This window comes from Armatimonadota bacterium (genome assembly GCA_022563855.1).
In the GTDB taxonomy this organism is placed as follows: domain Bacteria; phylum Armatimonadota; class Fimbriimonadia; order Fimbriimonadales; family Fimbriimonadaceae; genus JADFMN01.
In genome coordinates this window covers 58,999-79,686 of record JADFMN010000003.1, presented here as the reverse complement: position 1 = coordinate 79,686, position 20,688 = coordinate 58,999, and the positions used below count along the sequence as shown (strand labels likewise).

17 protein-coding genes are annotated in these 20,688 nt (G+C 58.0%); 10 read left to right on the top strand and 7 right to left on the bottom strand.

The window, feature by feature from the left end; translation table 11 throughout:
- Position 1: 1 nt before the first annotated feature.
- Positions 2-1,048 carry a tRNA 2-thiouridine(34) synthase MnmA gene (gene mnmA / locus IH944_04565; GenBank protein MCH7903824.1) on the bottom strand — a complete coding sequence of 349 codons (1,047 nt, stop codon included), beginning with the start codon at positions 1,046-1,048 and terminating at the stop codon, positions 2-4.
- A 26-nt stretch (positions 1,049-1,074) separates the two neighbouring features.
- Positions 1,075-2,196, bottom strand: coding sequence for a vitamin K epoxide reductase family protein (locus IH944_04560; GenBank protein ID MCH7903823.1), 1,122 nt, complete (start codon positions 2,194-2,196; stop codon positions 1,075-1,077).
- Between the two features lie 90 nt (positions 2,197-2,286).
- On the opposite strand from IH944_04560, the gene miaB reads away from it, so the two are divergent.
- Positions 2,287-3,678: a tRNA (N6-isopentenyl adenosine(37)-C2)-methylthiotransferase MiaB gene (miaB, locus tag IH944_04555; protein MCH7903822.1), complete on the top strand. Its 1,392-nt coding sequence runs from the start codon at positions 2,287-2,289 to the stop codon at positions 3,676-3,678.
- A 285-nt stretch (positions 3,679-3,963) separates the two neighbouring features.
- The gene (locus tag IH944_04550; GenBank protein ID MCH7903821.1) at positions 3,964-4,533 is read left to right on the top strand and encodes a sce7726 family protein; all 570 of its coding nucleotides are present in this window, start codon (positions 3,964-3,966) and stop codon (positions 4,531-4,533) included.
- Here the strand turns inward: IH944_04550 and IH944_04545 are convergent.
- Entirely contained in the window at positions 4,499-5,548 is a 1,050-nt protein-coding gene (locus IH944_04545; GenBank protein MCH7903820.1) for a beta family protein, read from the bottom strand. The two genes, IH944_04550 and IH944_04545, sit on opposite strands and share 35 nt — an antisense overlap.
- A 625-nt stretch (positions 5,549-6,173) precedes the next feature.
- Here IH944_04545 and IH944_04540 point away from each other — a divergent pair.
- The 3 genes from IH944_04540 to IH944_04530 all read left to right on the top strand — a co-directional run bounded on the left by IH944_04540 (position 6,174) and on the right by IH944_04530 (position 7,738).
- Positions 6,174-6,464, top strand: a complete 291-nt coding sequence (locus IH944_04540; protein ID MCH7903819.1) for a hypothetical protein — start codon at positions 6,174-6,176, stop codon at positions 6,462-6,464.
- A gap of 89 nt (positions 6,465-6,553) precedes the next feature.
- Entirely contained in the window at positions 6,554-7,204 is a 651-nt protein-coding gene (locus tag IH944_04535; GenBank protein ID MCH7903818.1) for a peroxiredoxin, read from the top strand.
- A 213-nt stretch (positions 7,205-7,417) separates the two neighbouring features.
- The gene (locus tag IH944_04530) at positions 7,418-7,738 is read left to right on the top strand and encodes a hypothetical protein (GenBank protein MCH7903817.1); all 321 of its coding nucleotides are present in this window, start codon (positions 7,418-7,420) and stop codon (positions 7,736-7,738) included.
- A 313-nt stretch (positions 7,739-8,051) separates the two neighbouring features.
- Here the strand turns inward: IH944_04530 and IH944_04525 are convergent, their stop codons facing one another.
- Entirely contained in the window at positions 8,052-8,573 is a 522-nt protein-coding gene (locus tag IH944_04525) for a PepSY domain-containing protein (protein ID MCH7903816.1), read from the bottom strand.
- A 12-nt stretch (positions 8,574-8,585) separates the two neighbouring features.
- Complete coding sequence (locus IH944_04520) at positions 8,586-9,992, bottom strand: Sapep family Mn(2+)-dependent dipeptidase (GenBank protein ID MCH7903815.1); 1,407 nt, start codon at positions 9,990-9,992, stop codon at positions 8,586-8,588.
- Positions 9,993-10,148: 156 nt separating this feature from the next.
- Here IH944_04520 and galK point away from each other — a divergent pair, with 156 nt between their 5' ends.
- The 3 genes from galK (at position 10,149) to IH944_04505 (ending at position 12,442) form a co-directional block, all read left to right on the top strand.
- The gene (gene galK / locus IH944_04515) at positions 10,149-11,288 is read left to right on the top strand and encodes a galactokinase (GenBank protein ID MCH7903814.1); all 1,140 of its coding nucleotides are present in this window, start codon (positions 10,149-10,151) and stop codon (positions 11,286-11,288) included.
- A gap of 200 nt (positions 11,289-11,488) precedes the next feature.
- A complete protein-coding gene (locus IH944_04510) occupies positions 11,489-11,689 on the top strand; it encodes a helix-turn-helix transcriptional regulator (protein MCH7903813.1) in 201 nt (66 codons plus the stop codon).
- A gap of 93 nt (positions 11,690-11,782) precedes the next feature.
- Positions 11,783-12,442 (top strand): ComF family protein, encoded by a 660-nt coding sequence (locus tag IH944_04505; GenBank protein ID MCH7903812.1) that lies wholly within the window; start codon positions 11,783-11,785, stop codon positions 12,440-12,442.
- A 7-nt stretch (positions 12,443-12,449) separates the two neighbouring features.
- Here the strand turns inward: IH944_04505 and ispF are convergent, their stop codons facing one another.
- The gene (gene ispF, locus IH944_04500; protein MCH7903811.1) at positions 12,450-13,571 is read right to left on the bottom strand and encodes a 2-C-methyl-D-erythritol 2,4-cyclodiphosphate synthase; all 1,122 of its coding nucleotides are present in this window, start codon (positions 13,569-13,571) and stop codon (positions 12,450-12,452) included.
- A complete protein-coding gene (locus IH944_04495; protein ID MCH7903810.1) occupies positions 13,568-14,725 on the bottom strand; it encodes a TRAM domain-containing protein in 1,158 nt (385 codons plus the stop codon). The genes ispF and IH944_04495 overlap by 4 nt, the downstream gene beginning before the upstream one ends.
- Before the next feature lie 384 nt (positions 14,726-15,109).
- Between IH944_04495 and topA the strand changes: the two genes are divergently transcribed.
- Positions 15,110-17,722, top strand: coding sequence for a type I DNA topoisomerase (gene topA / locus IH944_04490; protein ID MCH7903809.1), 2,613 nt, complete (start codon positions 15,110-15,112; stop codon positions 17,720-17,722).
- 224 nt (positions 17,723-17,946) lie between these two features.
- A complete protein-coding gene (locus IH944_04485; GenBank protein MCH7903808.1) occupies positions 17,947-20,364 on the top strand; it encodes a protein kinase in 2,418 nt (805 codons plus the stop codon).
- Positions 20,365-20,688 lie beyond the last annotated feature (324 nt).

The following is a 20,688-nucleotide window of genomic DNA, read 5'->3' as shown; positions in this document are numbered from 1 at the left end:
ATCACCGAATTGTGCCGCCAGCAACCACGGCCTCACCTCGATAGGCTACCGCGATCTGGCCCGGCGTCACCGCCCGAACCGGTTCGTCGAAAATGATTCTCGGGTCGTCGCCGCCAAGGATGGTTGCCGCCTTGGCATCCATGTTGTACCGAATCTTTGCGCTAACGGCCGTAGGAAGGTCAGTCTCGTCAAGCCCGCTCCAAACGACGTCCTCCAAAAGAACTTCCGTCTCCAACAGCTGCTCGTCCGGTCCGACCACGATCTGATTCGCCTGCGGCCTGATCTCCAACACGTACAAAGGGTCGCTCGATGAAATCCCAAGACCTCTCCGCTGTCCGACGGTGTAGTTGGCGACCCCGGTGTGCCTGCCCAAGACCTTTCCATCCCGATCCACCATCTCCCCGGATTTCATCGCGTCGGGGATCTTTTTTGCGAGGAACTCGCGATACCCCCCGGCTTCGCTGACAAAACAGATCTCCTGGCTATCGGGCTTGTCGGCGACCGGCAGTCCGTACTCTCTCGCCAACTTCCGCGTCGACGCTTTGTCGGCCAGCTCTCCGATAGGGAACCAGATCTTAGCCAGTTGCTCTTGGCTGAGCATATACAAGACGTAGCTCTGGTCCTTCTGCGAGCCGTTCGCCCTCAGCAACTGATACCGATCGGTGGCTTTGTCGAACCGTATTCTCGCGTAATGCCCCGTTGCAAGACGGTCGCACCCAAGCTCCTCGGCGGTCTTCAACAGTTCTGCAAACTTCACCGTCTTGTTGCACGTCACGCATGGATTCGGCGTCCGCCCGGCAGCGTACTCGCTGACAAACTCATCGATCACGCTCTCTCTGAATTCGTCCTGAAAGTTGAGAACGTAGTGCGGAATGTCGAGAATCTGGGCGACCCGACGGGCGTCGTCGACCGCCCCCAGCGAGCAGCACCCGGCGTGCCGCGGGTCGCGCTGGCTCTCCTGCCAAATCTGGAGGGTCACACCGATGACGTCGTGGCCCTCGTCTTTCAGCAACGCCGCCGCGACCGAGCTGTCTACCCCTCCCGACATCGCTATGCAGACAATTTGCTTGCGCCTCATCGTCCTGCGTCTCGAAGAGCTTTGTAAGGCGCCGAATCCAGCGTCTTCTCAAGCTTGTGAGCGCCAATGGCCAAGGGCTCTTTGCCATCGACAAAGATGATGAACGTCGGCGTAACAGGGACTGTCATTCTCTTTTCCGCCATTGCCATGTCGTCCACAACTGCCCCCCAGAGTTCCTCATCGCCCTCCCCGCTGAAGATCTTGCGCAATTCAGATTTGTCCAGGCCGGTCTGTGCGCCTATCTGCAACAGCCCCGCTCGCGACCTCACGCGCAGTGTGTTCTCCGGAGCAAAGACCAAATCAAGGAACTCCCAAAACTTCCCTTGTGTCGCCGCATACTCCGAGATGACCGCTGCATCGAGGCTCGTTTCGTGCCCCGGCAGCAGCAGGTGTCGATAAGCCAATCTCACTCCACCGGCGTCTACGATCTTCTTGACAAGCGGGTACGCCCTGCGACACGCGGGACAGTTCATATCCGCGAACTCCAACATCGTGATCTTGGCGTTCGCATCGCCCCGGATCTTGCTCGAATCGGGCAAGGCTTCCTCAAGGCTGATGCCCGTATCTACCATACCCATGATGAGGTCTGCCGACCGGGTGGTCTGATCGGCCTTGTACGCCACAAATCCTAAGGACAACATGATCGCTCCGGCGGCTACCATTGAGCCGATTGGCTGATCTTGCTTCTTGGCTGTGCCGTACTGCAACAGCGCAGCGTGAAGAATCGCGATCAGCATGATCGTTCCGAACGACGAGACGCACCACTCGCACGTTTGTCCGATCACGGCGAACGACATGTACATGAGGTAGCCGCTAAACGCGAGACCGGCAAATGCACTGATCGCGCCTACCATAGTCAGGATGCGGTACTTGCGCTCGCCGACGAGCGTACGCGCGACTGCGAGAGCGAACAGAAACACGTAGCCGGCCAATCCGATGAATGCGACGGGAATGTCGCCGACATGGCTCGACGGATGCATTTGGACCCATTGGCAGCCGAGCTTTCCGCTGCACGGAATCAGCAGGTCGTTCAAGATGAAATATGACAGCGACGCGGCTATCGCGATCCCGACGGCCGAAAGTGCAACGATCGCTCGATTGATCCAAATTGTTGTCACAGCGTAAGTATACGGGCCCGCGCCCTGGGCTTCAAGGCACCGGGCCACCTCCAAAGGTATCCTATCTGCGGCGAAAGGTCGCTCGCTGCTATGTCCAACGTCGCTTTCATCAAGTCCAGTTCCAAACCGGTAGAACGCCGTGAATCTGTCGTTCCCGGCACCTTTTTCGTGCAGACCTGGGGATGCCAGATGAACGAGGAGGACAGCGAGCAGATAGCACTGTATCTACAAGATATTGGCCTTAAACCTATACAATCCGTGCGCGATGCTCAGGTCGTCATCTTGAATACCTGTAGCGTCCGCAGCAAGCCGGAGCAGAAGGCGTTCTCGTTTTTGGGGTGGTTGCGCCCCCGGGAGACAAACCAGCGCAAGCAGGTGATCGGAGTCGCTGGCTGCATGGCCCAAATTCGTGCAGATGAGATTAGGCGAAGAAACCCGCACGTGGACTTCGTAGTTGGCACCGCGCAGATCAAGCAGATTCCGGGACTCGTCCAAGACGCTCTGCAGACCCGCCGCTTTCAAACGCGCCTGGAGCTGCCGCCTCGCAAGGGCGCAGTCGTCACCGACATCCCTCAGCGCTACCTCGGTCGGAGCGGCAAACTGAAAGCGCACGTGCCGATCCAATACGGATGCGACAAGTTCTGCACCTTCTGCATCGTGCCGTCCACACGCGGGCGCGAGCGGTCGCGACCGACGGAGCACATCGTGCAAGAGATCCGTCGGCTCGCCGAACTCGGCACGAAAGAGGTCACGCTGCTCGGGCAGACCGTGAACTCTTACGGCAAGAACCTAGCCGAGGGGCGCGTGCCTTTCAGCAAGCTGCTGCAGCTCGTTGCCGGGGTTCCTGGGATCGAACGCATTCGGTACACGTCTCCGTATCCGCGCGATTTCAAGACCGATCTTATCGAGGTGATCCGCGACGTGCCGGAGGTGATGGAGCACTGCCACATGCCTCTGCAAGCGGGCAACAACGACCTGCTCAAGCGCATGAAGCGGCTGTACACCGTCGAGTCGTTCCTGGATATCGTGGACGAACTGCGGTCAACCGTTCCGCACATCGGGCTGACGACCGACATCATCGTCGGCTTCCCAGGCGAGACGGAGGAGGAGTTCGAGGGCACGCTGGACATGATGCGCAAGATCCGGTTCGACGGCGCCTACATGTTCCGGTATTCGCCCCGGCCGGGCACGCCAGCCGCCGACATGGAGCAGGTGCCAGCGGAGGCTAGCAGAGCGCGACTACAGAAGCTTATCGAGGTGCAGAACGCGATCGGAGGCGAGCGCAACCGCGAGTTGGTCGGTCGAGAGCTGAAGGTGCTAGTCGAAGGCCGTTCGCGGAAAAACCCCGAGATGCTGCAGGGCTACACGCCCTGCTTCCGCATGGCGCACTTCAAGGGCGATGCGCAGAAGCTGAAGGGCGAGACGGTGCCCGTAAGGGTTGTAGACGGGCATCGCTGGGGCGTTTCGGCCGAGGTCGTCTGACCTCCGAGGGATTTGCGGAAAGGACTGTTTCTGCTTGGACCCCCTCCCTGACCCTCCGCCACGCCTTCGGCGCAAGGGAGGGGATAAAAGCGGAAAGGACTTTCATTGTTTAACCCCTCACCCTCACCCTAGCCCTCTCCCGGTAGTGTCCTAATTTGACTTTGACAGGTACCCTAGGCTCCCGGCGGGGCCACATGAGACAACGAATGGCAAGGCATGGCTCATCACGGTTCAACAGATTCGGAAGATCGTTCTTGCCCCATTGCCCGTCCAGAGGTATAAGCGATGCGCGATAGGGACATCCGCGCTGAATTACGAAGATTCTTGGAGCAGGAGTATACGGACGACGCCCTGATCCTGGACGAACTCGGCCTCTGCCAAGGGGAGGCGCGAGTGGACATGGTAGTGATAAATGGAGCCCTGAACGGCTACGAGATCAAGAGCGAGCGCGATACTCTACAGAGGCTAGAGGGTCAGATTCGAGTTTACGGACGTACACTCGATAGCATGACAATCGTGGTAGGCCCCAGCCATCTTGACGAAGTCATGCGGCGTGTGCCTGATTGGTGGGGAGTCATGGTTGCAAGTCCGTCGCAATGCGGTTTGACTCTAAACGACGTCCGCCCCTCTAAACCGAACCCGGCACTCGATCCATACTCGTTCGCCCAATTGCTCTGGCGTGACGAGGCTTGGGACCTGTTGGTGGAGCATGGGCTCCAACAGGGCCTGTCGAGTCGCCCGAGACCGTATCTCTGGCGCAAGCTGGCCGACTCCCTAAGTTGGGACGAACTATCAGCCGCCGTCAGGCATAAGCTGGCGGTCAGGGATGGCTGGCGGTCTGCTTCAGAGTCTTGACGATGTGCCGAACCGTTCCGACCTGACGCCATGTCGTGGCGTTTCCAGTGTTGCCCGTGTTGTTCGCACAGTTCTCAATGAACGTGTCGCCCCAGGAAAGCTTGCTGAACTCGGGTTGAGCCATCAAATCCTTGGATCGCTGCCGCATCTGTACCCATTTGTCCTTCTTGACGCTCGTACCCTTGACGATAACCCAGTCTTTGCCGCCGGTGTACCGGATACTCCCGCTCATCGTGAGCATACGAAAGTCGCGCTCCGTCCACTCAGGATGGCCGACCGCATAATCTGCGAATATCGGTCGGCGCGGCAGATCGCCTGACATTATAATGCGCGACCAGAGATCATAGTCGAGTCGTGGCAGACGGGCTATAGTGAGTCGCTTCACGGCTGCCAGGTCCTTAGGGAAAGCACCTGAGGCAACCGCCAAAGACTTCCATGCCTTCGGCGTTGGTACAGACCGCACTATCGAAACGGCAGCCATCGCCAGAACAGTCACGTCCGAACCAATCGGGCCAAAGTCAAGGATCAAGTGAGCGTCCTTGCGTGAGGCTCCCACATCTTCAAGCATCTTTGTAAGCTTCGGACCGGTTACGGCCCAGTCCGTCAAGTGCTTGCTAGTAACTCGCAGGACGATGCCGCGTCCGTCGGTCGTTACTCCGTTCTTAGCCGCTTGGATAACGGGCGCGGTTGACTCGACTCGGATGACGGGTACAAAAGCTGCATTCAAGGCCCGCCCCTCTGTCAGACACTGGGCCAACGCGGCCCCAGCATCCTTCGCGAGGTCATGCGGGTCTATCCAGGCCTCACCGTTGCCCCAGCCCTTTACGACCTGTTTAGGGACTGCAGCAACATGGTCAGCCAGGGACTTCTTAGGCTTGTTTTCGGCGTAGTCGAACGGTACGGGTACAAGCTCAATCACCGGAGTGATTTGGAGCTTTTTTGCACCGAGTAGCCCAAGGGCGCGGAATTCTCCTTGCTTGCCCTTGAGAATCGGATAATACAGTGTGTCGCTCATAATTGATTAGTGGGGCTATCCCCCTCCTGCACTTAGTATAGATGCTCTGACTGCATCTGCGGGATTATTTATTGGCGGTACTTTCAGCACTGCATAGAACTGGCGGCTATCAGCGCCCTCAATCGGTGACGACCAGGCGTAACAGACTTTTGCCTCTAGGTGGCCTGTGACCTCAAAGACGTGAACGGAGCCCTCCCAGACGGTCTCACCCTCAAACGTCTCGTGGACCGCCTCTACGCCACGGAGAGCCGCACGACAGTTGTGCAGGCGCTCTACAGCTTCCTTGAGTTGATCGGCAGAGACTTCGCCTATTCCTTTGCCTCCGATTCTTGGCGCTTGGTGCCTCTCGCATGCTTCGGAGGCACCGAAGTGGAAAGGACTGTTTCTGTTTGGACCCCCTCCCTAACCCTCCCCCGAGGTGCGAGGAGAGGAAACTGCTCTCTAGCCTGCCGTTCAGCACTCCGCACGCGGTGAGGTCTGCACCCGTCATCCTGAGCGGATCGAAGGAGCACGGGTGCAGACGTTGAAGCCTCGGTAGAGGCATTTCGGCCGAGCTTGCTTGACCCATCCTGGCTCAAATCCGCTATGCTTTGGCGCAGGCCGGGTTCCGGCCAGGAGCAGTACGATGTACATCGTTGTATCCAGATGGGAGGTCCATCCTGGGAAGGAGACTGAGTTCGGAGAGATGAGCGCGCTCGTGCGTGGGAAGCTGAGGTCCATGCCCGGAATCGAGTCCTTACACTCGTTTAAGAACAAACAACGGCAGGTCGTGGTCACTGTGTGCTACACCGATGAGCCGACATACCACAGACTCGTTCACGCTGAGGACGGGCCGTTCCAGCAGCTGATGGCCGAACACCGGCTCGAGGACGTCAGCGAATGTGTCTCTTCCGAACGAGGCGAGGAGATCGGCTAGGACAATCGAACCGCTGGAACCGCGAGAGCGCTCGTAGCTGATACTATGCACACGTACCGCGATAATTCGACGAGGAAGGAAACAGAAACATGTCATTGCAACTAGGCGACCAGGTCCCTGACTTTACTCAGGATTCGACCGAAGGTCAGATCAACTTTCACCACTACATCGACGGCTCGTGGGCGATCCTTTTCTCCCACCCCAAGGACTTCACTCCGGTCTGCACTACCGAGCTCGGGCAGGTCTCGAAGCTCAAAGGCGAGTTCGAGAAGCGCGGCGTCAAGGTCATCGGCCTGAGCTGCGACACCGCCGAGGATCACGCGCGCTGGATCGGCGACATCGAGGACACGCAGGGCATCGCGCTCAACTTCCCTCTCCTGGCTGACGCAGACCGCAAGGTCGCGTCGCTCTACGGCATGATCCACCCGAACGCGGACGACACGATGACCGTGCGCTCGGTGTTCATCATCGACCCGAACAAGAAGCTGCGGCTGACGCTGACCTACCCGGCGCCGACGGGCCGCAACTTCAACGAAATCCTGCGGGTCGTCGACTCGCTGCAGCTGACCGACAGTTACAAGGTCGCAACGCCGGTCGATTGGCAGCAGGGCGAGGACGTGATCATCCTTCCGTCGGTGAGCAACGACGACGCCAAAAGCATGTTCCCGGACGGCTGGGACGAGCAGAAGCCTTACCTGCGGGTGACGAAGCAGCCTGGCAAGACGCCGGCATCTGTCTAGCCGACGATCACAAGCTTCTCAAGATCGCGGAGCGCGCAAGACATCTTGCGCGCTCTGTCTTTTTTCCCTCGGCGCGGCGACCTGAACGTTCCGCCACCGCGTGTTGAAAACTGTGTTGATAACCGGAAGAAAGCCCGGGATCAGCCCCCCTGTAGACCGCGTTATACTGCACTTTATTGGAGAGATTTTGCGTCCTCCTTTGAAAGGAAAACCATGTACATCACCGTCATCACGTGTGAGCCGCTTGCTGGAAAATCATCGCTGTTCCGTTCGCAAATAGAGCAAGTCCGCCAGTCCATTGCAGATATGCCGGGTGTCCTGTCCTCCGACTCGTTCATCACTGAGGGCGGCCAGTTGGTGGCAGTTCTCAACCTCGAAGACGAAGCCGTGAACCGCGAGCTGTTCGTCGATGAGAACGGGCCGTTTCACACTCTCGTGCGAGACCTCAACCTCTCGGCAACCGGACGGCTCGTCCGAACACTCAGCGGCGACTCAACCGCAGTCGCCACTCGAGAGCGGGCGTCAGTGCGGTAGCAGTTTGGCTACGGTCGCTCGGCGCTGCATTATTTGGCCGGGCGTAATGAGGCGATTGCAATGAACAAGAAGTTTGAGCAGATCGCTCGGCTTGGTTCGGAGTTGTTCGGGATCGTTCGGAGCGCGGACTCTTAGTCCGCATCCCGGCCTTCGGACTCTTAGTCCGAGGAAGCGTCGATCAACGGTAGCGCTCAGCAAAATAGGAAACCGATTCCGCTTTATCGGAAAGGACTGTGCTTGTCCGAACCCCCTCCCTAACCCTCCCCCTAGGCTCAGGGAGAGGGGACTGTATTTCGACCCTCTCCACTCAGCACTACTCCTCCCGCAGGCTACGCCGGTACTTCCAGCGGCGGACGTACGGCGTGAAAAACAAGACCACGCCCGTCAGGCCGAGCGTGAACAGCCCGACGGCGACGACAGGCAGCCACCAATCGTGCATCGCATCGCTGAAGAACGACATGTCGTGGATGTTCTCTGTGAGCTGGTCGTTGCGCGGCGCTTTCTTCAGCACTTCGCCTGTCGCGCCGTCGACCTGGACCTCGTGGAGCCTGTCGGCGCTGCGCACCTTAAAGACGTTGTCGTCGGGGCGGTAGTCGATCCGGTTGATGTCCTCGAACGACTCAAACCCCTCTTCCCCGCGCACGGCCTCGAACACATCGTCCATGCCGATGACCTGTTGAGGCCCGTCGATCTGCCCTCCAACGATCACTGCGGGCTGGAGCCACTCCGCACGCTTCTTGATCGCCAGCAGGAATCCGGTCGACGCCATTGTCATCAGAAACAGGCAGGCGAACACGCCGATCCACTTGTGAACTTTCCGGAGCGTCCTATACATCTTCCTAAGAGACTACGGAGACTCCTCCGCGAGGTTCACCAGACGGTACAGGATATGCGCGTAAATCCGGCTCATCTTAAACAGGTGCTCGATCTTCAGCTTTTCATCGGTCTCGTGCGCCTGGCCGTCGCCGGCCCATCCGGTGCCGATGCTGACCGTGTTCGGAACCGCGCGAGCGTAGGTGCCCCCGCCCATCACGCCCGGCTCCTTGGTTTCACCCGTCTCGGCCTCGTACACCTCGCAGATCGCTTTCACCATCGGGTGGTCGAGCGGGAAGTACAGCGACGGACTGTCCGTCATTTCCGCCAGCCTGTAACCCTTGTCGATCTCAGCGAGCTTCTCCTCACAACGCCGCTTTAGCTCTTCTCCCTTCCACGTCACCGGGTACCGGACGTTCAGGGTGAATCGGAGGTGAGAGTCGGTGGTTTCGATGATTCCGAGGTTGCAGCTCAGCGCGCCGCTCACTTCGTCTGCGCCCTGGATGCCGATGCCTTCGCCCTGAAGCTGAGGGATCTCGAACAGGCTTTCGTACTCCTCTTGAACGGGTAGAGGGGTTATCTCGCGCAAATGGCGCAGCACTCGGATCGCAGCGCTGTCTCCCCCATAAGGGCGCGCGCCATGAGCCGCCTTGCCGATCGCCTCAACGGTCAGAACGTCGCCGGACCAACTTGTCCTTACGTTGCGATCCCAGGCGTCCTCAATCTTGTCGGCGACGTGCTGTCGAGCGTCGTCAGCCACCTTGACACGAGCCGTGCAGGAGTCGATCACGATATTCGGCCTCTGCCCGCCGGTGATCTCCAGCAGTTCGACGTCGCCTTGGATCAGCGGCGCCTCGACGATGAGGTTCGCGATCCCCTTCTCGGCGTGAACCAGCGGCCAGTCAGAGTCCGGGGCGACGCCGAAAGTCGGCGGTTCCTCGGTCTCGTTGTACCTTTCGACGCACTTGAACCCCGACTCTTCGTTGCACCCGAACACCGCGCGAAATCGGCAGCCGAGGTCCGGATAGCACTCCTTCAGAGCCCGCGCCGCAAAGAACGCCGCCATCGTCGGTCCCTTGTCGTCGACCGCCCCACGGGCGAACACGTAGCCGTCGTCGATCTCCGCGCCGAAAGGCTCGTGCTTCCATCCGTGCCCGACCGGCACGACGTCGAGATGGCCGAGCGTCATGACCATCTTCTCGCCCTGACCAAACTCCCCGTACCCGCAGTACCCTTCGATGTCCTTGGTCTGCATACCGGCGTCGGACGCCAGCGAGAGCATGTAGTCGAGCGCCTGGCGGTTAGCGTCGCCGAACGGGGCATTCGGGCCGGGATCGCTCTCGATGGAGGGAAACTGCAGCAGCTTTCGGTACTGCTCAAGGAGTTCGTCTTCGTGCTGCGCGAGCCATTCGCGCATGTTCTCCAGAACCGAATCGGTCATCGGCGGAGGATACCCAGGAAGGCTTAACGAAGAAGGAGCACCGAAGGCCCGGGCGGCGTTGGACCTCGATGCACCACGTTTGTACTTCCACGCGAACCCGCGCGAATCCCTGGTATCCATGCCAGAGTTGGCCGTGCGCAGGTTAAAATCGTACTTGTGCAGCCCATCGATGAAGCGCGCAAGCTGTTTGAGGATCGATTCGGCTCATGCCCAGAGGCGATTTCCATTGCGCCTGGCCGCATCAACCTGATCGGCGAACACACGGACTACAGCGATGGATTCGTGTTCCCCGTCGCGATCGACCGGCACATCGCGGTCGCGGCTTCTGCGACCGACGGACCGTCTGAACTGTTTTCGAGCGAGTTTGGCGAGTCGACTCCGTTCGACGTCGGGCAGGAGTCGCCAAAGGAAGGGTGGGGCCGGTACGCGGCGGGAATGGCGTGGACCATGCGGCGGGCTGGATTGCCCCTGAGCACTAACATCCAGGCCGTGGTCTGCTCTGACCTGCCGACGGCATCCGGTGTCAGCAGCAGCGCCGCCCTTGAACTCGCCTTCGCGGTGCTCTGGAATCACCTGGATTCCCTTGGCGCTGACGCAAAGAGACTTGCGCTACTGGCTCAGGAGTGCGAGCACGTCCACGCGGGCGTGCAGTGCGGGGTTATGGACCAGCTAGCCTGTGCGCTGGGACGTGCTGGCCACGCCATGTTCATCGACACGCGCACGCTCGATGTCACCTACGCGAAAATCCCGGCCGCTATCGAGATCGTGCTGTGCGACACCGGATCGCGCCGCGACCTCGGGAGCGCTCCGTACAACGAACGGCGTGAATCCTGCACGGCGGCGAGTCAGGCGCTGGGTGTGAAGGCCCTGCGAGACGCATCTTTGAGCGACCTAAATGGAACATGGACCGATAGAGGCTCAGTCCTATATAGGCGAGCACACCACGTAGTCAGCGAAAACGAGCGGTGCAAGCAGTTCCTGGACGCACTGTCCGAGAACAGGCTGGACCAGCTCGGGGCGATCATGGCAGCAAGCCACGAAAGCCTGCGAAGCGACTTTGAGGTGAGCTCGGATGGGCTGAATGCTATGGTCGAGGCCGCAAGGCGATCGGCCGGCTGCATAGGGGTTCGGCTGACTGGAGCCGGCTTCGGCGGCGCATGCGTTGCCCTGGTTCAAGCTAACCAGGTGAAACCGTTTGTGACGCAGACCGAAGACGAATTCAGGGTAACCGAGCCGAATTTGAACCCGAACCTGCTGGTTTGCCAGGCGGTCGATGGCGCACGAGTCATCGGCTGAAAGCCTGGGAACTAGGGACTGGATCAGAATTGTTGGAATTTTTAAGTTCTGATCTCAAAATCTAGGTTCGGTATGGAAGGAGTAAGTCAGGCGGCTAGCGAGTCTTGGAAGCGAGGGATGGGTTAATGGCTATGCCTGGTACTGGAAGAACGAACGATTCAACACGTGGTGTGCGGCTTACGCCGACTGAGATTAAGGTTTTGAGTCTGATTGCGCAAGGCCACAGCAGCAAGGAAGCTGCTGACAGGCTGGTTGTCTCGAAGCGAACTGTGGATTTTCACTTAGCGAACATCTACGACAAGCTTCAGGTCAACAACCGTGTTCAGGCTCTTCGAGCAGCGACGCGATTGGGGCTCATCCCATTCGAGCCGTTCTTCGGCCACACTCAGGGCGAAGCGTAAGCACATCATTCTATATCAATAAATCTCAGGGTGGTAATTGGAGGTCTCGCATTAAAGCGAGGCCTTCGATTTGTTTAGGTCAGAATGATCTCTGTGGAAAGGCTGAGAAGGGTATTCGAAGCGCCACTGAGATGGCTTTACCCGGACCGGTGCGAACTGTGCAAGCGCATCGGCAATCCTGCCATCTGCCAAGAGTGTCTAGACGAACTGCAGCCGCTTGAAGAAAGGACTCAGACGTTCCACGACACGAGCGCGGTAAGGGCTATTGCCAGCGTCTACGAGTTCGAAGGCAGAGCTGCGCAGGCTGTCAAGCAACTCAAGTACAACAGATCGACCGCTCTGGCCGCGCCGATGGCGCAGCTGCTCTTTGATGCACTGCCGTCGCTCGGCCTGCCGGACTTCGACCACGTGGTAGCCGTGCCGATCCACGCGTCGCGCAAGAGCTTACGGGGGTTCAACCAGGCAGAACTGCTTTGCGAGGCGTTCCCCGAAGTGGTCTTGCAGCACTCCCGACTTGCTCGAATCCGGGCAACCCCGCCGCAGGTCGGGCTTGACCGGGCTGCCAGGCTCACGAATCTGATCGGCGCGTTCGAGGCCAGCCCCGACGTCGCAGGCAAACAGATCCTCCTGGTGGACGACGTCACGACTACCGGCGGGACGCTGCTCGCTTGTGGGGCGGCTCTAAGGCAGCGCGGAGCGGCGTCCGTTCTCGCCGTCACGTTTTGTGGCGAGGTCGAGGAGCGGGCGCCCTAGCGCTAGCCTACGAACTGTCTAGGGTCACGACGGCCATGGCAGCTATGCCTTCGGCGTGACCGATCGGGCCGAGCTTCTCGTTGGTCGTCGCCTTGACGTTTACCCGCTCCGTTTCGATCCCGCAAAGCTCAGCGATGGTCCGTCGCATTTCGTCACGCCTGGGTCCGATTTTAGGCATCTCTGCGATAACGGTGACGTCGATATTGGAGATCCTCCAGCCCATTTCGATCACCCTCTGCGCGGAACCCCGGAGAAAAAGCGACGAGGGGGCGTCCTTCCACTCCTGCGCGGTGTCTGGATAAGCCTTGCCGATGTCGCCCAGACCTGCTGCGCCTAGCAGCGCATCGACCACCGCGTGCAGCACTGCATCGGCGTCTGAGTGGCCCATTAGCCCGCGCTCCTCAGACCCGAATCGAACCCCGCCCAACCACAGATCGCGGTCCGGGTCGGACGAAAACGCGTGAATGTCGTACCCGAATCCGGTCCTCGTCTCTCGTCGCGCTTTCATCTGCTGAACGTCTCCAGGATAGGTGATTTTGAGGTTCGAGACCTCGCCCTCAACGGGCATGGCGGCTTCGCCGATCGCCAGCACTGCCGCGATGTCATCCGTGTACTCATCGTCGCCGTTGGAATACGCACGTTCGAACAGCTCTCGCCTTGCGCCCTGCGGAGACTGCGCAAAATGAAGCTGATCCCGGTCGATCGATTGCAGGCCGCCGCTGGTCGTGAGCCTAACAGTGTCCGTCACCGGTATGCACGGGTACGCGGCACCGTGGTCGATCACGCCTTGGATTACGCGCGATATCACCCCAGGCGTCACATACGGTCGTGCTCCATCGTGAATCAGGACGACGTCGCATGACTCGTCGAGGGCGGCGAGCCCGGCACGCGCCGACTCAGCACGGGATTCTCCGCCCAGCACGACAAAAGCAGCGCTGGGCGCTGCGCGCTTGACTTCGTCGTGCAGATCGCGAGAAACGACAAGACCCGTGCTGTGAACTTCGGGGTGCCGGTCGAATGCGAGGAAAGACCTGAGCCACGCCGGCTGGCCGTCAACGTCGAGCCTCATCTTGTTGCGACCAAAGCGCCGAGACTCGCCGGCCGCTAGAACAAACGCGACGATCCTCACTCTACCGTCGGCTGCTTCTTGGCCGGGTGATCTTCCGTCGATCGATGGTCGTGCTGCCCCTGATCCTCCGGTTGCTCGTCAAATGCGCCAAAGATCATCTTCCCACGTTCCGTTTGAATGACCTGCGTAATACATATGTTCAGTGTTTCTCCCGTCCGGCCCTCAGCGTCTTCGACGACAACCATGGTTCCGTCGTCCAGATATCCAACCCCCTGTCCAGATTGGCTACCCTCTCTCGTGATCATGACAGCGAGGTATTCGCCTGGCAAGACGTTGGGTCGAAGCGCTAGAGCCAAGTCGTTGATGTTGAGAACGCGGACGTCTTGAAGGCTTGCCACCTTATTGAGGTTGAAGTCGTTGCTCACCAGGTCGCCGCCGAGGTACTTGGCCATCCGCACCAGCCGCGAATCGACGTCTCCGTCTGCAGAGACTCTGGCGTCATGCGTTCCGATCTCCAGCTTGTGGCTCTCCTGCATCAAGAGAAGGATTTCCAGGCCGCGACGACCTCGTTGACGGCGCAGCGAATCGGCACTATCTGCGATGTGCTGAAGTTCATCCAGCACGAACTTCGGCACGTAAATCTCTCCTTCTAAGAATCCGGCGTTCACGACGTCGTGAATCCGCCCGTCGATGATCACGTTCGTGTCCAGTATCTTGATGCCCGAATTCCGGCGACGAACCGACTCCTTCTGCCATGGAAGGACGTCGCGCATCGCGTGCAGAGCGAGAATTGCGGCGGCGCTGAACAGTAGCACGACGCCAACCGTCGCCTGTGCTCTCAGCGCGCCCTCCAGCCCTTCGATCGCCGAAAGGAAAGGCAGCGATCCGATGATGCCGAGTATGAGGCCGACGAATATCGACACCTTGTTGCCGATCGCCATCCGCCGCCACCAGACGCCGACAAAAGTGGCGGCATCGGCTAAGGCGGCGCCGCACGCCCCACCAATCAGCAGGCCGAGCAATCCCAAGCCTATTTGAGCGGCGGGACGATCCGTAAACGGGTACGGAGACGTGCCCACCGTTTCATCACCCGCCATCTCGCTTGAGCCGTACGACTGGATTTCAACGTTCTGATACAGGTAGTCCAACGCGTACGGCATGTACTCCAGGCTTGCCCAGAGACCTACCGCGGCGCCTATCACCGCTAGAATCACCTTGATGTTGACGAACTTTATATCCCGATCACCTCACTCACCATTCGCACCACCAATCAATGCGTCAACGGCGCTGATCTCGTCTCACGAGTTCGACAGACTCAACCCGAATCTAGCCCGAACTAGAAACTCAGTCGCCTACTAGTTAAAACGTTGCAACGATCGCTCAGGTTTCGATTGACGCCATCGAGACCCTCGAATACGCCGACTCGCAGTAATTGTAGCCAACATTGAGACTGCGTTGGCCGCCGTCTGGTTCCGTCGGCGGGCATGCTCCGCGGAACATCCGACCCGGGCATGTCGCAACATTCTTCAGGATTCGGCCTCAGCCCCGTTGACACGATGTCGGTACTCTGAGTAAAACCGCCAGTCGTTGGATCGCGGATGTCTAAAACGCTCGTTATCGTTGAATCTCCCGCCAAAGCCAAGACTATCAGTCGGTTTCTAGGCAAGGACTACGATGTCCGGGCGAGCTTTGGTCACGTTCGCGATCTGCCACAAGGGTCCGACGACATCCCCGCCGCTCTGAGGAACAAGCCATGGGCGCGACTCGGGGTCGACGTCGAAGGCGACTTCACGCCGATCTACGTCATACCCGCAGACAAGAAGAAGTATGTCGCGGACCTGCGGGCCGCTGCAAAGGGCGTGGAGTCCGTCCTGCTCGCGACGGATGAAGACCGCGAGGGCGAGAGCATTTCGTGGCACGTGCTGCAAATTCTCAAGCTCGGCAAGAACGTGAAGGTGCAGCGCATCGTTTTCCACGAGATCACGCCGGAGGCGATTGAGGAAGCACTGGCTTCGCCTCGCGATATTGATGAATCGTTGGTGCGTGCACAAGAGGCGCGGCGCATCCTCGATCGGCTGTACGGATACACGCTCTCGCCGCTGCTCTGGCGCAAAATTGCTCCGAAACTCAGCGCAGGAAGAGTGCAGTCGGTAGCAACGCGTCTAGTCGTGCTGCGTGAAAGAGAGCGCAAGCAGTTCGTCATCGCCGAGTACTCGGGGGTTGAAGCGACCCTTGTGACAAACGGGCAATCGTTCGTCGCGCGACTGCGCAGCGTCGACGACGCCAGGGTCGCGGAGGGCGAGCATTTCGACAGCCGGGGACAGCTCTCATCTGACAAAGTTCGCTGGCTCATGGCGAACGAGGCACAGTCGTTCCAAGCTGCCGTCGCCGAAAGTTCGCCTTGGACCGTGTCAGATATCGATGCGAAGCCGGGCAGGGAGAACCCTCCACCGCCGTTCATGACCTCGACGCTGCAACAAGAGGCAAACCGAAAGCTCGGCTACACGGCCCGTCGAACGATGAGAATCGCCCAACAACTGTACGAAGGCATCGACCTCGGCAGCGGCGAACGGGTCGGTTTGATCACGTATATGCGTACCGACAGCCTCACGCTCGCAGATCGAGCGATCAAGCAGGCACGCACGGTGATTGGCGACCTGTACGGCGCTGAGCACGTTCCCGCCAAGCCGAAGCAGTACAAGTCGAAGTCTAAGAACGCTCAGGAAGCTCACGAGGCGATCCGCCCTTCGGATCTCGCCCGTCGACCGCAGGATGTAAGGAGTTCTCTATCTGCGGACCAGTTCAAGCTGTACGACTTGATCTGGAAAAGAACGATCGCCTGTCAGATGAAGCCTGCAGAGGTTGAGCGTACAAGAGTCTCTATCGCGGTCTCGAGCAACGGCACGAAGTTCGTATTTGCTGCGAGCGGCAAGAGCATCCTCTTTCCGGGTTTCCTGAAAGCGTATGTGGAGGGCGCAGACGACCCTGACGCCGACTTGGCCAACAAGGAGCGCATCCTTCCCACCCTCGAGAAGGGGCAAGAGCTGGCGGCAAAGGAAGTCCGCGCGACCGAGCACGCAACACGACCGCCCGCGCGGTTCACCGAGGCGTCGCTCGTCAAGGAGCTGGAGTCAGAAGGCGTCGGACGGCCAAGTACCTACGCGAGCATCCTCGGAACCATCGAAGACCGCGGATATATCTTCAAGAAAGGCCGAGAACTAGTGCCAACGTTCACCGCGTTCGCCGTGACGGAGCTTCTGGAGAACAACTTCACGGAGCTGGTCGATACGACCTTTACGGCGCAGCTCGAAGAACAGCTTGATGAGATTGCTAACGGCAACCTAGACCACGTTGGCTATCTGCGAGAGTTCTATACCGGCACTGATGAACATCCTGGGATCGAGCCGCAGGTCACGCATTTGAGCAAAGATATTCCGTTCCCTGCGATCGCCGTCGGCGAAAACATCATCGTTCGAATTGGCCGCAACGGTCCTTTCCTCCAGCGAGGGGAGGGCGGCCCCGGCAACACGGCCAGCGTCCCTGGCGATTTGCCGCCGGCGGAGTTGACGCTGGAGATAGCGCTCGAACTTCTGGCGCAGAAGAAGGCGGGCGGTCAGGCTCTGGGCGAAGACCCCGCGACGGGGCAGTGCGTGCTCCACAAGACAGGTCGGTTCGGCGACTATCTGGAGGTCGAGCAGACCGAGGCTGAGAGGAAGAGCGGAAAGAAGCCGAAGCGTATCACGATCCCGAAGGAGCTGAAGCCGGCAGAGATCGGGGACAAGGAGCTGGCGATCCTCCTCAGCTACCCGCGCGAGATCGGCCCGCACCCCGAGAGCGGCGACATGATCTCCGTCGCGCTCGGCAAGTTTGGGCCGTATCTGATCTGCGGCGACAAGAAGGCGAACGTCGGCGACTGGCGCAAGGGCGCTTCTGTCACAGTCGATGAGGCGGTCGTGTTCTTGGTGAACGCAAAGAAGGCGCGCTCTGGCCCGGAGATCATCAAGGACTTCGGCGAGCTTGAAGGGCTCGAAGGGCCGGTGCAACTGCTGAGCGGGCGGTACGGGCCTTACGTGAAGAACGGCAAGGTCAACGCGACCCTCCCCAAGGGGCTCGACCCTGCTGACTTGACGCCGGAAAAGGCGGTCGAGCTGGTCAAAGCGAAGGCTGCCAAGGGTCCGACCAAGCGCCGACGGTTCACGAAGAAAAAGTAGGCAACAGATATTTGCACTATGGAGCGGGGTTCAGATCGGACATTCAAACAGCCGCATATGCATAGTCATACATGTGTATTCGTACCAGACAACTGTTAATCAGAAACAGCCAGAATAAGATCCCACAGTCCAATTATGCTTGAGTACCGTTTCAGGCGCATCGCGCAAGGCGAGTAACGGCAGGAAGAAAGTGAACCGTGTAGGAAGGTATCATTCAATCGACCATGCCGAGCGCGAAAGCAATCACCGACGGCGACATCGTAGATCAGAAGTATCGAGTGGTAGCATCCATCTCTCATGGTGGTGCAGCTAAACTGTACGAGGTTGAACAGCTCAGCCTAGGAGCTCGACGGGCACTCAAACTTTCGCATCCACTATATGCTCGCGGCCCACGCGCGAAGACCTTTGATAGAACGTTCGAGAACGAAATACGCTTGCTATCTTCAATCACACATCGCAATGTAGTGAAGATTGTCGACGCGGGAGAAGTCGAGCATGCAGGCAAGATCCGTCCATTCTACGTGATGGAACTGATGCCCTCGGCTGATGGCGACGAACCAACATTGTCCGCACTTTTCAGGTCTATCTCTGATGGGACTGAAATCATCGATTGCTTTCGTCAAGTTCTCACGGGTCTAGAGTATCTTCACTCACAAGAGATTCTGCACTGCGATATTAAGCCCTCGAATCTTCTTTACTTGCGCTTGCCGAATGGGGAACTAGAGGTAAGAATTGCGGATCTCGGATGCGCTAAACCCCTTTCCTTCAAAACAGGTGATTCTGCCACAATTGAGTTCCTTGCAGATACGCCTCTCTTCGGCTCACATAGGTATGCACCAAATTACGCACGTGAACTCATCGGAAAGAAAGTCTCACGAGCATTGCTCTCAGAATTTTTACCACATCTTGACCTATACTGCCTAGGCACTACATTCTGTGAATTGGTTTCGCAAAAGACAATTCCAGCGAAATCCGATCGTGATTTTGACGAGCTCCTCGAACACATTAAGCCAAATATCAAGTCTGAGCTAACTGCAAGTGATCTGCACCTCATGAAATCCTTTATACGTCGCTTGCTAGTGAGTGATCGAAACGATCCACATTGCTACCGATCAGCTTCTCAGGCTCTGCTGGACTTTGAGAAACTGTCAGCGTCATATACCGAACCACTTGGAGTGCCTGAATTTCGAGTTGAGCGCTCAGAGCAAAAAGTCAATCTCGCAACACACCGTGTATCGCTGTCCAGCAGGGCTCAGGCACTTGTCGACCACCCTATGTTTCAGCGATTACGGTTTCAGAATCAGCTCAATCTTGTAGAGCGTGTGTTTCCAGATGCTAAGCACTCTAGATTTGCCCACTCTCTAGCAACTTTCTCTGTCGTCAAACAATATGTTCGAGCCCTTATCTCAGATCCTACAGCAAGGATATTGATGTTCCCAAAGGATCACTCTCTACTTCTCGCGTCGGCCCTTCTTCACGATATTGGGCACTACCCGCTCGCCCATGCACTAGATGACCTCTGTACTCCTCGCGAGGCTACGGAAAACTTGTTCAAGGGACGTCCGCCCGAATTCCATAGCAGAATGTCCCGCTATTTCCTGAACTTCAAGGGCACAACTGCAGCTACCGATGGCAGTGAGCAAAACATTGACAAGTCGCTGGCCGACATACTTGATGAACCAGCTTGGGGACTGGATTATAGGCAAGTAGTTTCGCTCATAGAAGGAGAGGGGACATCGGAGGTTGCACACTTGCAAACTTCCATTATTGATGGACCAATCGATGCAGACAAGGTTGCATATCTGACGTCCGATAGCCTTTTCACTGGCGTTGGTTATGGATCCGGAGTTGATTTGGACGCGTTGCTTGATGGACTGATTGCCATCCCCGAGCAGGGCGATCGTAATGCGCAGATCGGAGTAGCTGAGAAAGCAATTATGGCGGCAGAAAGCATTGTGATTGCCCGATACCACATGTACGCGAGAGTGTATTGGCACCATGCTAATCGAGCGATGATGGCTATGATCAAGTACGTTGCTCGCAAGCTGTTTATTGATGCGACAGGATTTGGTTTTAAAGAATATGTCTACCGAAGTATGTTCATGACTGATTACGAGGCCGTTGCCCTGCTGTCACTAGAGTTTGAAATCAATTTTCCGGCTGAGTCCAATCCGCTAGTGAGTCTGCTAAGTGGAGGGCGAGGTCATTACCGTCGCTTGATCGAGATCACAGACAGGGGCAAGTACAAGATTACATATAAACACCTTATAGGATTGGATTCTGCAGGCGTCGAGGCGCTACGACTAAGAATTACGAACATCATCAGCGAATCTGGCATCGCAACTATCGATCATGCTAGTTGTGTCTTACTAGACATTCCCCGCATTGATCCAGAAGAAGATGCAAGTAGGGAAATATTTGTGCGCACCAAGATGCTTGGAAGTGCGCAGGGATACAGCATCGAACCTCTCAGCCGTATTTCTGGAGTGTCCAAGTCTGTGTTCGAGAATTTTCAGTCGTTGGTCAAGAAGATACGCGTATTCGTACCTCAGAAGGTGCGAGACGATCTTATGTCCACTGGCAAGTTCGCAACAGTCCAGAATGACATTCTAAAGATGCTGCCTACAACTAAGAGACGATAGGTCTTTTCTGCCTCGATGGCCATCGAGGAGTCAGCGTGACACGATTCTAAGTTCTCAATGGTGCTGAATCAACTTTCGGGAGAGAACTGACTGCAACGGAATCGACCAAGCGACGGCGGTTCACGAAGAAGAAGTAGGGACCAGTCCCGAGTCCCGAGTCCCGAGAGATTAGAATCCCAATCGTCATCCTGAGCGAGCCTGTTCTGAGCTCGACGAGGACAAGGAGCGCGATTGGGATTCGAATAAACTGCCGACCGCTACGATGTGACAGCTCGACCAGCACATGTTGTCGAAGCGATCACCCCAGAACCATGCTCCTTCGAT